We start from the raw sequence: 13452 nt of genomic DNA, 5'->3' as shown, positions 1-13452 counted from the left end.
TTTATGGCAAGGGCACACGTCACCCCCGCCGTGCTGTGGCCCCGACGGCTGGCCCGTGATTCGTGAAAGAGTTGTTGCCGGACTGTTTAAGGTTCTCTTAAGTTTCACCTGATACCTTGTGCCTATTCCTTTCGGACGGACTTCCCTATTTTGATGCGTACCCTGCGATCGTTACACTGTAACTCCCTGAGCTTTGTGCTGCTGACGGCTCTGGCTTTTCTGCTGTTTCAAAATGCCCTGTTCCTGCATAAAACCTGGTCATTAATCACCTTTAACCGGCTGCATGATGTGCTGTTCGCCATGAGTGTACCGCTGGTGCTGTTTCTGGCGCTGAATATTCTCTTCAGCCTGCTGGCCCTGCCCTATCTCCGTAAGCCGCTGGCGATTATTTTGCTGCTGTGCGGTGCGGCGGCGAACTATTTTATGTTCAGTTATGGGGTGGTGATTGACAGCAACATGATGCAGAACGCCTTTGAGACCACGCCACAGGAAGCCACCGCGCTGCTCACGCCGCAACTGCTGCTGTGGCTGCTGGGTGCCGGAGTATTGCCGGCGCTGGTGCTTGGGCTGGTGAAGGTGCGCAACCGTCGCCCATGGTGGTACATGCTGGGGCTGCGGGCCGCCAATATCCTGGCGTCCGTGGTCATTATTCTGTTGATTGCCGCATTTTTCTATAAGGATTACGCCTCGCTGATTCGCAATAACCGGTCGATCGTCAAAATGCTGGCACCCACCAACTATGTCAGCGGCACAATTGCGTTTGCGCATCACCGCTATTTTGCCGAGAACCTGCCGCTGATCCCTATCGGCACAGACGCCCACAAAGGCCCGCTGATTTTGTCACAACCGAAGAAAACGCTGGTGGTGCTGGTGGTCGGGGAAACGGCACGGGCCGAAAACTTCTCCCTGGGCGGTTATGAAAAACAGACTAACCCGCGCCTGGAAAAAGAGGGGGTCAGCTATTTCCGCCATGCCACCTCCTGCGGCACGGAGACCGCAATTTCCGTGCCCTGCATGTTTTCCAATATGCCGCGTCAACATTATGACGCCTCCCTGGCCAGCCATCAGGAGGGGTTACTGGATGTGATGAAGCATGCCGGTATTAACGTGCTGTGGCGTGAAAATGACGGCGGCTGTAAAGGGGCCTGTGACCGGGTGCCGCACCAGGATGTGACCCAGCTAAAACTGAGTGAGGATTGCCAGGGCGACCTCTGCCGCGACGGCGCGCTGCTCTCCCGCCTCAACAATTATATTGACGGCCTGAAGGATGACAGCGTGATCGTGCTGCACCAGATTGGCAGCCATGGCCCGGCCTATTATCAGCGTTACCCGGCGCAGTTCCGCACCTTCACGCCAACCTGTGACAGCAACCAGATCCAGGATTGCGATCATGAAAAACTGGTGAACACCTATAACAATACGTTGCTGTATACCGATGCAATGCTGGATGACACCATTAAATTGCTGCAACAACACAGCGAAAAATTCAATACCGTGATGGTCTACCTCTCGGATCATGGCGAATCTCTGGGTGAGAACGGCATGTACCTGCATGGCACGCCCTATCTGTTTGCCCCGTCGCAACAAACCCATATTCCGTTCCTGATCTGGATGTCACCTCAATATGAGAAGAGTTACGGCGTCGATCGCCAGTGCCTTAACCGTATTGCCGCCAACGATGACATCTCCCAGGACAATCTGTTCCCGCTGATGCTGGGCCTGATGAATGTACAGACACGCGAATACCAGCCGGCGCTGGACTTTATGCAGCGTTGTCGCCGCAACAGCTGATCCCTCTGCCTTTTGACCGGCGTGATAAGACGCCGGTTTTTTTATGCCCCGCTTTTTACCCCTTCATAAACGCTGCCGCGCTTCGCACATTTAAACAATCTGTAGTCGCCCTGCCCTTGCATAGTGTGCGCTGACAATCTGTTAGTTTTTTGGAGATATGATGAGCACACTTTTTACGCCGTTAACCGTCGGCAAACAGACCTTGCCGAACCGCGTGTTTATGGCCCCGCTGACCCGTCTGCGCAGCATTGAGCCGGGCGACATCCCTACCGGACTGATGGGCGAGTACTACGCCCAGCGCGCCGGTGCCGGGCTTATCATCTCCGAAGCGACCCAAATTTCGTTCCAGGCCAAAGGCTATGCCGGTGCGCCCGGCCTGCACACGCCGGAACAGATCGCCGCATGGAAAAAGATTGTGGCCCAGGTTCACGCGCAAAATGGCCACATGGCGGTGCAGCTGTGGCATGTGGGGCGGATCTCACACCCTGACCTGCAACCGGGCAACCAGTTACCGGTTGCGCCGTCTGCCTTGCCGGTGAATACCCGTACCACACTGCGTGACGCCGCCGGCCAGCCGGTGCGGGTGGACTGCCCGGTGCCACGCGCGCTGGAGACCGATGAGATCCCGGGGATTATCAATGATTTCCGTCAGGCGGCGGCCAATGCCGTTGCAGCCGGTTTCGACTACCTGGAGCTGCACGCCGCCCACGGCTACCTGTTGCATCAGTTCATTTCGCCGGAATCGAACCAGCGTACCGACCAGTATGGCGGCAGCGTGGAAAACCGTGTCCGGCTGACGCTGGAAGTGGTCGATGCTGCGGTGGCAGAAGCCGGGGCCGATCGCGTCGGCATCCGTATTTCGCCGCTCGGTACCGTCAGCGGGCTGGGCAACGGCGAGAATGAAATTAACGATGCGCTGTATCTGATCGAGCAGCTGAATACGCGCAACCTGGCCTACCTGCATATCTCCGAGCCGGACTGGGTCGGCGGTGCGTCTTACACTGAGAGCTTCCGTGACGCCGTGCGCGCCCGTTACCAGGGGGTGATTGTCGGGGCCGGCGGCTATACGCAGGAGAAAGCGGAAACGCTGATCGCCAAAGGGTATATCGATGCCGTGGCCTTTGGCCGTGACTACATTGCCAATCCGGATCTGGCTGAACGCTTCCGCCAGGGCGCAGCCCTGAATGCCCAGCGTACCGAGCTGTTCTATGGTGGCGGCGCAGAAGGCTATACCGATTACCCAACGCTGTAAGCGGCCCGTCACGCCTGCGGCTTTTTGCATCACATTGAATTTATTCGCCTGCGAAGGCTATACTTAACTGTTTTTATCTTAATGACACGGGGATCCCCACCGGTTTTCGTACCGGAAAGGGGATTGTCGTGCCCTAACTTGTTATCAGAGGACAATATGCGCTTACTCCATACCATGCTTCGCGTCGGTGATCTGCAACGCTCTATCGACTTCTACACCAAGGTATTAGGCATGCGTCTGCTGCGTTCCAGTGAAAATACCGAATACAAATACTCCCTGGCGTTTGTGGGTTACACCGATGAGAGCGAAGGCGCGGTGATTGAGCTGACCTACAACTGGGGTGTGGAAAGCTATGACATGGGCACCGCGTATGGCCACATTGCGCTGGGCGTGGACGATGTCGCCGCGACCTGTGACCAGATCCGCAAGGCCGGCGGTAACGTGACCCGTGAAGCCGGCCCGGTGAAAGGCGGTACCACGGTCATCGCCTTTGTTGAAGATCCGGATGGTTACAAGATTGAACTGATCGAAAACCGCCACGCCGGCCACGGTCTGGGCAACTGATTTCCTGCCTGACGGGTGCGGTTCTGCACCCGTTTCCTCCCTTCCAGATGTTCCCCGCCTGCATCCGCTGCAAAAATTTGCCATAATGCGCGCTGAATTCGGACAAGATAAGAAACTGATGGCTGATAAAAGTGATCTCAACGCCCTGAGTGGCCGCTTCCGTGGGTTCTACCCCGTCGTTATTGATGTTGAAACCGCCGGTTTCAGCGCCCGCACCGATGCCCTGCTGGAGATTGCCGCAGTAACCCTGCGCATGGACAGCGAAGGCTGGCTGATGCGTGACGAAACCCTGCACTTCCACGTTGAGCCGTTTGAGGGGGCCTTGCTGCAACCCGAAGCGCTGGCGTTTAACGGCATTGATCCCCATAACCCGTTGCGGGGGGCCGTCAGCGAATATGATGCGCTGCATGCGATTTTCAAGGCTGTGCGCAAAGGCATGAAAGAGCAGAACTGTAACCGGGCGATTATTGTGGCGCACAATGCCACCTTTGATCACAGCTTCCTGATGGCCGCCGCCGAACGGGCCGGGCTGAAGCGTAATCCATTCCATCCGTTTGCCACCTTTGACACTGCCGCCCTCAGCGGGCTGGTACTGGGGCAGACGGTGCTGGCCAAAGCCTGTATCACCGCAGGCATTGAGTTTGACAGCACCCAGGCACACTCCGCGATTTATGACACCGAGCAGACAGCCCTGCTGTTCTGTGAGCTGGTCAACCGCTGGAAACGGCTGGGGGGCTGGCCGCTGGCAACAGCGGATGACGCACGCGAAACGGATGCCTGAACAGACGCCTTACCGGAAACGAAAGCGGGCGGCCCGAGGGCTGCCCGCTTTTTTGCATGATGGGCAGTTGCCCGCCCGGCACAATTACTGCTGATCTTCCTGAGACTTGTGCTTTTCAGCGGTCTCTTTGATCAATTGTTGCAGTTCACCACGCTGGTACATTTCCAGGATGATGTCACACCCGCCTACCAGCTCGCCATCTACCCACAGCTGCGGGAACGTCGGCCAGTTGGCGTATTTCGGCAGCTCGGCGCGGATGTCCGGGTTCTGCAGGATGTCCACGTAGGCGAAACGCTCGCCGCAGGCTGACAGCGCCTGTACCGCCTGAGCAGAGAAGCCGCAGCTCGGCAACTTCGGTGAGCCTTTCATGTAGAGCAGGATCGGGTTTTCAGTAATCTGGGCCTGAATTTTATCAATCGTCGTCGTCATTGTCTTGCTTCCTCACGCCATAAGCTGGCTGTTATGCGTCACGTCAAATCGGCACTGGGTCTATTGTAACGATGGCAGCTACGGGATAAAAACGCCATTTTTTACAGGGTTTTTCCCGCTGCCCGGCCATAAGCCGCGCCACCCGCCACCCGTAATCAATAAACATTCATTGAGAATAACATTTTTAAGCGGGGCTTTTCACCTCTAAAACCTTGCCCTGGCCCGGCCGTTTTTGCAGGCTAAGCTGTTGAGCAGAGAATAAAATAGCAGCAAACGGCACTGATTTTTCATTTGTGAAAAAAGCTATTAACGTTTTCTGACAATATGAATTAGAATCGATGCGTTTCGTGCTTTTTTGTACGGCAGGTTTCAGGAATACTGAGCCTCCTTTGACGTTCTTTCCGGGGCCACTTTTGGTAGCGTTACTATGCGTTTAATCGTCACGCTTTTTGTCCTGTTGTTGACACAACTGTTTATGAATCTGGCGCATGCGTCGCCTCACGCCCGTGTTTCTGCTGAACCGCGTAAAAGCCATGTCAGCGAGGCCAAAGCGGATGAGCGTAAAAAGCGAAAGCCGGTTAAAACCAGCGCTAAAAAGAAAAACAGCGGGGCAGAAAAATCGCGGGTGGTTAACGTCATCACTAAAAGCGGCAAAAGCCGTAAAACGGCCTCTACCCGGCTGGTCAAGGTTACCCCCCCAAAAAAAGGTTACAAAAAAGGTTACGGCCGTCACCGCACCAAAGGCGTGGACGCGCAGGAACTGGCCCAGCTCAGCAAACCGCTGACCCTCAGCCCGGCCCACAAAAAACGCTACCAGCATGCCAAGCAAACCGCCATGGCCAAGCTGATGAACCAGGTCGGCAAACCTTACCGCTGGGGCGGTACCTCCCCCAATACCGGCTTTGACTGTAGCGGCCTGGTCTATTACGCCTATAAAGATGTGATGAAAATCCGCATGCCGCGCACCGCCAATGAAATGTACCACCTTCGCGACGCGGCACCGGTGAAGCGCGGTGAGCTGGAAACCGGCGATCTGGTGTTCTTCCGCATTAATAACCGCGGTGCCGCTGACCACGTGGGCGTTTACCTCGGCAACGGCAAGTTTATTCAGTCACCGCGCACCGGTGAGGACATCCGCATCAGTTTCCTGGATAACGACTACTGGCAGGATCACTACGTCGGTGCCCGCCGGGTGATGACGCCGAAAACCATCCGCTGAGCCCCGTCAGACATGGCATAAAAAAACGCCGGAATGCCGGCGTTTTTTTATGCGCCCGGTGAAGGTCAATGCAGCACGGCGGTAAAGCTGAAAATCAAAATCACGGCCAACGCGCCCACGGTGGTCAAGAGCGACATTTTCAAATCACTGTCCATTATTCTCTCCTTGGTGAAAACAGAAAAACCACACACTCAGTGTGCTCACGCTATTCTCACACTTTTTAAAGAAATTCCTAAACAATTTCGGGGCGCACGGCACAATTTTCCTCTTTCCCTTTTCACCATAATGAGTGAAAATTCGCGGTTTACGCACTGCGTACCCGGCCGGCTGCGATGCCCCACCGCTTATTTCAGCGAAGATGACCGCTCCTCCCCCAGAATCCACTGCATTCCTTTCAGCGGGCAGGAGAATAAACGCAGGCAAACGATTAACATAATAGTTACGTGCTATAACACGGACTATCAGGAGTCATTCTTTCCATGGCAACGATTAAAGATGTCGCCAGACGTGCCGGCGTATCCACGACTACCGTGTCACATGTCATTAATAAAACACGTTTTGTCGCTGAAGAGACCAAGGCGGCGGTCTGGGCTGCCATTAAGGAATTACACTATTCCCCCAGTGCCGTTGCACGCAGCCTGAAGGTCAACCATACAAAATCGATTGGCCTGCTGGCGACGTCCAGTGAAGCGCCCTATTTCGCTGAGGTGATTGAGGCGGTGGAAAACAGTTGCTACAGCAAAGGCTATACGCTGATCCTGTGCAACTCCCATAACAATCTCGACAAGCAGCAGGCCTACCTGGCGATGCTGGCGCAAAAGCGCGTTGATGGGTTGCTGGTGATGTGTTCCGAGTACCCTGACCAGCTGCTCGGCATGCTGGAAGAGTACCGTAATATTCCGATGGTGGTGATGGACTGGGGGTCGGCGCGCAGCGATTTCACCGACTCCATCATTGATAACGCCTTTGAAGGCGGTTACCTGGCGGGGCGTTACCTGATTGAGCGCGGCCACCGTGACATCGGGATCATTCCCGGCCAGCTCTCGCGCAATACCGGCGGCGGGCGGCATCAGGGTTTCCTGAAGGCGATGGAAGAGGCCAATATTCCGGTACGCGAGGAGTGGGTGGTTCAGGGTGATTTCGAGCCGGAATCCGGCTATAAAGCGATGCACCAGATCCTGACCCAGAAACAGCGCCCGACCGCGGTGTTCTGCGGCGGCGACATCATGGCCATGGGCGCGATTTGCGCAGCCGATGAGCTGGGGTTGCGCGTGCCGCAGGATGTGTCCGTGATTGGCTATGATAACGTGCGCAATGCGCGCTACTTCTCCCCGGCGCTGACCACCATCCACCAGCCCAAAGAGCGCCTGGGCGAGAATGCATTTGCCATGTTGCTGGATCGCATTACCAGCAAACGTGAAGATCCGCAGACCATTGAGGTGCATCCGAAACTGATAGAGCGCCGCTCTGTGGCGGATGGCCCGTACCGCGATTACCGCCGTTAATCCCCTCTTTCGCCGGGGGCGTTCTGTACGCTCCCGGCCCGCATTACCCGCGCAACCACTCCCGGTTCAGCGTGTCACTCTCCCCGAGATAATCCAGCAACCATCCCAACGCCGGTGACGATTTCTCCTGCGCCCAGGTCAGGCAGCAGGCGCTGTCCGGGAAGGGCTGATGCAGGCTCAGCACCGCCAGCTCACCGCGGTCAATCAGCGGTTGCGCCATGTGCGCCGGGATCATGCCGACACACAACCCGGCCAGCAGGCAATCCAGCGCGCTGGTCCAATCCGGCACCACCAGCCGCCGCTGGTTGTCGAGCGTCCAGGTATCGCGTTTCGGCAAGTTGCGTGACGTATCCTCCTGGCACAACGCCGGATAGGGCCGCAACTGATCGTCCGTCAATGGCCCGGCCTGCTGCGCCAGCGGGTGTCCCCGGCTGACCACACAATGCCACGGCATAAACCCCATATCGCGGAAACGGAAACCGCCCCCCACCGGCACCGCACGCGTGGCACCGATGGCGGCATCCACCCGCCCGTCGGCCAGGGCATCCCATACGCCGTTAAACACTTCGGGTGAAATTAACAGCTCCATGTCCGGGAATTCCCGGTAAAAATCCAGCACCAGCTGCCGGGTGCGATCGGCCCGGACGATCCGGTCCACCGCAATACTGAGCTGGCCGCGCCAGCCATTTGCCACCTGCTGGCACTGACGCCGCGTAGCCTGCATTTTTTTGATAAGCAGCCGCGCCTCCTGCACGAACACCCGCCCGGCCTCGGTAATCACCACATCCCGGTGGCGGCGCTCAAACAGTTCGACCGCCAGCCATTGTTCCAGCTGGCGCACCGTATAACTGACGGCAGAAGGCACACGGTGCAGCTCCTGGGCTGCCGCACTAAAGCTGCCGGTGCGGGCCACGGCATCAATCACTTCCAGAGAGTATTCAGACCACATATTCTGCCTTCAATTTTTTTCACAGCATGGTGCAAATTTTACCGTTTCACAACCCGCTAAGGCTACCGTAGAGTGCGCGACGATATAGGTTTTGTGTATTACCTCTGAATAAAATATTGAGATTACTTATGACTCGTTCCCCCTTTTTCATGCTCTATCTTGCCGTCCTGAGTATGCTGGGCTTTCTGGCCACGGACATGTACCTGCCCGCATTTGCGTTGATGCAGGAAGACCTCGCGCTCTCCCCCAATGCCATCAGTGCCAGCCTGAGCCTGTTTCTGGCCGGTTTCGCCTGCGCCCAGCTGATCTGGGGGCCGCTCTCTGACCGCATCGGCCGTAAGCCGGTGCTGGTACTGGGCCTGCTGTTGTTTGCTGCCGGGTGTGCCGGGATGATGTGGGTCACGAATGCGCACCAGCTCTGGCTGATGCGTTTTGTGCAGGCCATCGGGGTCTGTTCGGCTGCGGTGAGCTGGCAGGCGCTGGTGGTGGACCGCTACTCGCGCCATCAGAGCAAAAAAGTGTTCGCCACGATTATGCCGCTGGTGGCGCTTTCCCCGGCCCTGGCCCCGCTGCTGGGCGCATGGCTGCTGAACCATTTTGGCTGGCGCAGTATTTTCCTGGCCCTGTTGGCGATCACGCTGGTACTGCTTATCCCCACGTTACGGCTGAAAGCCGGCAAGCCTGCGGCGGGCGCTGCCGACGCGCCGAAGATTAGCCTGTGGATGCTGCTTAACTCCCGCGTCTTCAGCGGCAATGTGCTGATGTATGCTGCCTGCTCTGCCGGTTTTTTTGCCTGGCTGACCGGCTCGCCGTTTATCCTGCATGCGATGGGCTACAGCCCGGATGATATCGGCCTGAGCTATGTGCCGCAGACCTTTGCTTTCCTGCTGGGAGGCTTCGGCTGCCGGATGGTGGTCAGCCGCCGTGACGGCAAGATCCTGGTGCCGTGGCTGTTGGCCGGTTATGCCCTGAGCATTGTGACCCTGTTCCTGCTGGCCTTATTGACGCAACCGGGCCTCACAGCATTACTGGTGCCTTTTTGTGTGATGGCTTTGGCAAATGGCGCGCTTTATCCCATAATTGTTGCCAATGCCCTGCTGCCTTTCCCGCACAGCACGGGGAAGGCCGCCGCCCTGCAGAATGCATTACAGCTGGGATTATGCTTTGTGGCCAGCCTGGCGGTCTCCGCCTTTATCAGCCGGCCACTGATGGCAACGGTGACCGTAATGTTAATAACGGTGGGGGTCGCCGCGTCAGGCTTTTTCGTGCAGCGTGGCATTGTACCGCGGCGTCAGGTATCGTCTGCCAGCCGCGAAAACAGTAACCAGGCGGCATAATTGCCTTTGCTAATAATAACTTAAATAATATTAAGCCCGGAAGCGATTTGCAGTTGAGTATCGTTTCCGGCGCGCATATACTCGGTTTTAACAAATAAAAATAACGCTTTTACAAATCTTTTATTACAAACTTTTTGGTGCGCGCGGAAAGCGCCCGCTTTATCAGGGATGACCTCTCCGTCGCCTGCTCTCGGGCTCTGTTGGCGATCCGGGGTTTTTCCTGCATTTTCCTCTGTTCATAGTCGGATATCAGATACGGCGGGCGACCGCGGGTTCTCGTATACGCCTGCAAATTGTCGATGCTTTTCCTTGCAGGTTATAAGTCAGAAGAAAGGTGATGGAGAAGCTATGAGTTCATCGTGTATAGAAGATCTAAGCATCCAGGATAATCAGTGGTACCGCATTGCCCATGAGATGCTCAGCATGGCGGATATCGAAATCAACGGCTCACGGCCTTTCGATATCAAGGTTAATCATCCCGATTTTTTTAAACGCGTTTTACAGGACGGCTCGCTCGGCCTGGGCGAGAGTTATATGGATGGCTGGTGGGAGTGTGATCGGCTGGATATGTTTTTCCACCGTGTCATTGCCGCCGGGCTGGAACGGAAGCTTCCGCACCACCTGAAAGATACCCTGCGTATTGCCGCCGCCCGTCTGACCAACCTGCAATCCAAAAAACGTGCCTGGATCGTCGGTAAAGAGCATTACGATCTTGGTAATGATCTCTTTACCCAGATGCTTGACCCCTACATGCAGTACTCCTGTGGCTACTGGAAGGAAGCGGATACGCTTGAGCAGGCACAGGAGCACAAGTTACGCATGATTTGCGAGAAACTGCAGCTGAAGCCGGGCATGACCCTGCTGGACATCGGCTGTGGCTGGGGTGGGCTGGCGGCGTTTGCTGCACGCCATTATGGCGTGTCCGTCAGCGGCGTAACGATCTCTGCCGAACAGCAGAAACTCGCCCAGCAGCGCTGCGAGGGGCTGGATGTCACCATTCTGTTGCAGGATTACCGCGATCTGAACCAGCAGTTTGACCGGATTGTCTCCGTCGGTATGTTTGAACACGTGGGGCCAAAGAATTACCAGACCTACTTTGATGTGGTCTCCCGTAATCTGAAGCCGGACGGCCTGTTCCTGCTGCATACTATCGGGGCCAATAAAACCGATATATCGGTGGACCCGTGGATCGACAAATACATTTTCCCCAATGGCTGCCTGCCGTCAGTGAAACATATTGCCCAGGCCAGTGAGGGGGTGTTTGTGATGGAAGACTGGCATAACTTCGGGGCGGATTACGACCGCACGCTGATGGCATGGTATGAGCGTTTCCTGAAGGCGTGGCCACAGCTGGCCGGAAATTACACTGACCGGTTCTACCGTATGTTTACCTATTACCTGAATGCCTGCGCCGGTGCCTTCCGCGCACGGGATATTCAGCTCTGGCAGGTGGTGTTCAGCCCACATGGGGTAGAAGGCGGGATCCGCGTTCCACATTGATCGCTATAAAAAACGATCTCTGCAAAAGCGATGCCCACAAAAAAACCGGTCAATTGACCGGTTTTTTTCGCCCGCATTCAGGCCATTAAATATAAACCCGCAGGTATTCAGAGAGGCAGAGCACTGCCATCGCCTGACCATAGGGCATGGAAGTGAGCGGAATCTCACGGTAGAAATCGAGGTTGCTGCCCATCGCCGTGCCGAAGGAGACCTGCGTCAGCTCGCCCTGGCTGTTGATGTGGCGCACCACGCCCTGTGCGGCGCGCAGCCCCATCTCTGCATACTGTTTGCCCACATAGCGTTTGCGCACCGCTTTCAGGATGCCGTAGGCAAACCCGGCGGTGGCGGAGGCTTCCAGATAGGAATCGCGATCGTCAATCAGCGTATGCCACAGGCCGGAGGTGTCCTGGTACTGTTGCAGTGCGGCAATCTGGCTCTCCAGCACCTGCAACAGGAAGCGGCGGGTGGCGTCCTGTTCCGGCAATTCCAGCATCTCAATAAAGTCCGGGATCGCCACCGTCAGCCAGCTGTTGCCGCGCGCCCAGCGCGCCTCGGCGAAGTTATGGTGGCCTTCAAACGTCCAGCCATGGAACCAGAGGCCGGTTTTGCGATCCATCAGGTACTGCACGTGCAGCATAAACTGGTATTTCGCCTCTTCGACATACTCCGGCCGGTTGAGCAGTTTGCCGATTTTCGCCAGCGGCAGCACGCTCATCATCAGGGTGTCATCCCACATCTGCTGATGGTTTTCATTGTTATAGACAATATGCTGCAACCCGCCCTTCTCGGTGCGCGGCATCTGGTACATTACCCAATCAGCCCACGCTTCCAGGTAAGGCAGCCAGCTCTGGTTATGCGTCTCTTCATACCGGTACGCCAGCGTCAGGAACGGGCACATGGTGTTGACGTTTTTGGTCGGCATCGGCTCGTTGAAACGGGCGGCGAACCAGTCATCGATGATCGCCAGTGCCTGCGGATCGTTAGTCTGTTGATAATATTTATAGATGCCGTACAGCCCGATGCCGTGCGTCCACTCCCAGCCCGCCCAGCCTTTGGTGTCAATCACCCGGCCGTCGTCCAGCCGCAGCAGGAATTCGCCGGTTTCATCCTTGATATTGATAAGATTATCGGCCGTGAGGCGAATCAGGCGCGTAACCTCGTCGCGGCTAATAAAATAGTCAGGCTGGCGCAGCAGTTCACTCTGTTTTACCGGGAATACGTTCATTTTTCACCTTTGCAAGAGAACAGGTTATGACCTTTCCCCGCAGTGTAGGCAGGTGAAAACGCGGCCGCCTTTAGCTGACTGCCACGCCGCCCAGAGGGCTGGCAACATCGGAAAGGGCACCGCGCTGCGCCCACGGTTTTGTGAGCCACGCCACAGCGAAAAAAAACCCGGCACAGGGCCGGGTGTGTGATTTAGCGGCAACACTCACTCTGCCAGATTTTCACCGATCGCTTTGGCGGCGGCCATCGCCGCTTCCCGGCTGGCGAGCACCCGCTCTACCGTATCCACAATCGCCTGGGTCTGCGGATCGATCTCGATGTTGACTACGTCACCCAGACGTTTTTTGCCCAGCGTGGTGCGCTCCAGCGTCTCCGGGATCAGGTGGACGCAGAACCGGTCTTTGACCACTTCGCCTAAGGTCAGGCTGATGCCGTCGATGCCGATGTACCCTTTATGCAGGATATATTTCATATACTCTGCGTTGGCAATGCGGAACCAAACCTGCCGGTTATGCTCAGAGGTAACGATTTTGCTGATCTCGGCGGTACAGATGATATGGCCGGACATCAGGTGGCCGCCAATCTCATCACTGAAACGGGCCGCCCGTTCAAGGTTGACCCGATCGCCCACCTGAAGGGCACCGAGGTTGGTCAGCCGCAAGGTTTCTTTAATCAGATCAAAGCTGACGCGATCGCCGTCAATCGACGTGACCGTCAGGCAGCAGCCGTTATGGGCCACCGAGGCCCCCAGCGCCAGGCCGGGCAGCATCTCTGCCGGAAGCTGCACCACATGGGTACGGAAATTGGGTTTTTCATCAATCGCCACCAGGGGCGCGGTGCCCTGAACAATACCGGTAAACATTAGCAAGCCTCTTTCATATTTTCAGGCGTTATCAATGCA

The 13452-nt window shown here is 56.4% G+C and carries 13 protein-coding genes; 8 read left to right on the top strand and 5 right to left on the bottom strand.

The annotated features are described in order from the left end of the window. Window positions 1–153: 153 nt before the first annotated feature. The 4 genes from eptA to rnt all read left to right on the top strand — a co-directional run bounded on the left by eptA (window position 154) and on the right by rnt (window position 4388). Window positions 154–1791 carry a phosphoethanolamine transferase EptA gene (gene eptA, locus CYR55_RS01845; protein ID WP_101814450.1) on the top strand — a complete coding sequence of 546 codons (1638 nt, stop codon included), beginning with the start codon at window positions 154–156 and terminating at the stop codon, window positions 1789–1791. A 160-nt stretch (window positions 1792–1951) separates the two neighbouring features. Continuing rightward, a complete protein-coding gene (gene nemA, locus CYR55_RS01840; protein ID WP_101814449.1) occupies window positions 1952–3043 on the top strand; it encodes an alkene reductase in 1092 nt (363 codons plus the stop codon). Between the two features lie 156 nt (window positions 3044–3199). Further along, entirely contained in the window at window positions 3200–3607 is a 408-nt protein-coding gene (gloA, locus tag CYR55_RS01835; protein WP_101814448.1) for a lactoylglutathione lyase, read from the top strand. Window positions 3608–3692: 85 nt separating this feature from the next. After that, window positions 3693–4388 carry a ribonuclease T gene (gene rnt / locus CYR55_RS01830; RefSeq protein WP_101814447.1) on the top strand — a complete coding sequence of 232 codons (696 nt, stop codon included), beginning with the start codon at window positions 3693–3695 and terminating at the stop codon, window positions 4386–4388. An 84-nt stretch (window positions 4389–4472) separates the two neighbouring features. Here rnt and CYR55_RS01825 read toward each other — a convergent pair whose 3' ends face one another. After that, window positions 4473–4817 carry a Grx4 family monothiol glutaredoxin gene (locus tag CYR55_RS01825; RefSeq protein WP_072930895.1) on the bottom strand — a complete coding sequence of 115 codons (345 nt, stop codon included), beginning with the start codon at window positions 4815–4817 and terminating at the stop codon, window positions 4473–4475. Window positions 4818–5244: 427 nt separating this feature from the next. Between CYR55_RS01825 and CYR55_RS01820 the strand changes: the two genes are divergently transcribed. Continuing rightward, window positions 5245–6036: a C40 family peptidase gene (locus tag CYR55_RS01820; RefSeq protein ID WP_101814446.1), complete on the top strand. Its 792-nt coding sequence runs from the start codon at window positions 5245–5247 to the stop codon at window positions 6034–6036. A gap of 65 nt (window positions 6037–6101) precedes the next feature. Here CYR55_RS01820 and cydH read toward each other — a convergent pair whose 3' ends face one another. Continuing rightward, window positions 6102–6191 (bottom strand): cytochrome bd-I oxidase subunit CydH, encoded by a 90-nt coding sequence (gene cydH / locus CYR55_RS01815; RefSeq protein ID WP_101814445.1) that lies wholly within the window; start codon window positions 6189–6191, stop codon window positions 6102–6104. A 324-nt stretch (window positions 6192–6515) separates the two neighbouring features. On the opposite strand from cydH, the gene purR reads away from it, so the two are divergent. Next, complete coding sequence (purR, locus tag CYR55_RS01810; protein ID WP_101814444.1) at window positions 6516–7541, top strand: HTH-type transcriptional repressor PurR; 1026 nt, start codon at window positions 6516–6518, stop codon at window positions 7539–7541. A 43-nt stretch (window positions 7542–7584) separates the two neighbouring features. Here purR and punR read toward each other — a convergent pair whose 3' ends face one another. Further along, entirely contained in the window at window positions 7585–8490 is a 906-nt protein-coding gene (gene punR, locus CYR55_RS01805; RefSeq protein ID WP_101814443.1) for a DNA-binding transcriptional activator PunR, read from the bottom strand. Window positions 8491–8618: 128 nt separating this feature from the next. Here punR and punC point away from each other — a divergent pair, with 128 nt between their 5' ends. Further along, window positions 8619–9827 carry a purine nucleoside transporter PunC gene (gene punC / locus CYR55_RS01800; protein ID WP_101814442.1) on the top strand — a complete coding sequence of 403 codons (1209 nt, stop codon included), beginning with the start codon at window positions 8619–8621 and terminating at the stop codon, window positions 9825–9827. A 348-nt stretch (window positions 9828–10175) separates the two neighbouring features. Further along, window positions 10176–11327, top strand: a complete 1152-nt coding sequence (gene cfa, locus CYR55_RS01790) for a cyclopropane fatty acyl phospholipid synthase (RefSeq protein ID WP_101814440.1) — start codon at window positions 10176–10178, stop codon at window positions 11325–11327. A gap of 85 nt (window positions 11328–11412) precedes the next feature. On the opposite strand, the gene bglB is transcribed toward cfa, so the two are convergent. Together bglB and CYR55_RS01780 are read right to left on the bottom strand one after the other, a co-directional pair. Further along, window positions 11413–12552 (bottom strand): beta-galactosidase BglB, encoded by a 1140-nt coding sequence (gene bglB / locus CYR55_RS01785; protein ID WP_101814439.1) that lies wholly within the window; start codon window positions 12550–12552, stop codon window positions 11413–11415. Between the two features lie 204 nt (window positions 12553–12756). Then, window positions 12757–13413, bottom strand: coding sequence for a riboflavin synthase subunit alpha (locus CYR55_RS01780; RefSeq protein WP_101814438.1), 657 nt, complete (start codon window positions 13411–13413; stop codon window positions 12757–12759). Window positions 13414–13452 lie beyond the last annotated feature (39 nt).

Origin of the sequence: Chimaeribacter californicus (genome assembly GCF_002858675.1) — a bacterium.
In the GTDB taxonomy this organism is placed as follows: domain Bacteria; phylum Pseudomonadota; class Gammaproteobacteria; order Enterobacterales; family Enterobacteriaceae; genus Chimaeribacter; species Chimaeribacter californicus.
This window is presented reverse-complemented; position numbering and strand designations above follow the sequence as displayed.

Excerpts from the sequence above, each read along its gene's own strand:
- CYR55_RS01825 (WP_072930895.1), bottom strand. The coding sequence starts at position 4,817 with ATGACGACGACGATTGATAAAATTCAGGCCCAGATTACTGAAAACCCG.
- cfa (WP_101814440.1), top strand. The coding sequence starts at position 10,176 with ATGAGTTCATCGTGTATAGAAGATCTAAGCATCCAGGATAATCAGTGG.
- CYR55_RS01780 (WP_101814438.1), bottom strand. The coding sequence starts at position 13,413 with ATGTTTACCGGTATTGTTCAGGGCACCGCGCCCCTGGTGGCGATTGAT.
- CYR55_RS01820 (WP_101814446.1), top strand. The coding sequence starts at position 5,245 with ATGCGTTTAATCGTCACGCTTTTTGTCCTGTTGTTGACACAACTGTTT.
- eptA (WP_101814450.1), top strand. The coding sequence starts at position 154 with ATGCGTACCCTGCGATCGTTACACTGTAACTCCCTGAGCTTTGTGCTG.
- punR (WP_101814443.1), bottom strand. The coding sequence starts at position 8,490 with ATGTGGTCTGAATACTCTCTGGAAGTGATTGATGCCGTGGCCCGCACC.
- gloA (WP_101814448.1), top strand. The coding sequence starts at position 3,200 with ATGCGCTTACTCCATACCATGCTTCGCGTCGGTGATCTGCAACGCTCT.
- cydH (WP_101814445.1), bottom strand. The coding sequence starts at position 6,191 with ATGGACAGTGATTTGAAAATGTCGCTCTTGACCACCGTGGGCGCGTTG.
- purR (WP_101814444.1), top strand. The coding sequence starts at position 6,516 with ATGGCAACGATTAAAGATGTCGCCAGACGTGCCGGCGTATCCACGACT.
- nemA (WP_101814449.1), top strand. The coding sequence starts at position 1,952 with ATGAGCACACTTTTTACGCCGTTAACCGTCGGCAAACAGACCTTGCCG.
- punC (WP_101814442.1), top strand. The coding sequence starts at position 8,619 with ATGACTCGTTCCCCCTTTTTCATGCTCTATCTTGCCGTCCTGAGTATG.
- bglB (WP_101814439.1), bottom strand. The coding sequence starts at position 12,552 with ATGAACGTATTCCCGGTAAAACAGAGTGAACTGCTGCGCCAGCCTGAC.
- rnt (WP_101814447.1), top strand. The coding sequence starts at position 3,693 with ATGCGCGCTGAATTCGGACAAGATAAGAAACTGATGGCTGATAAAAGT.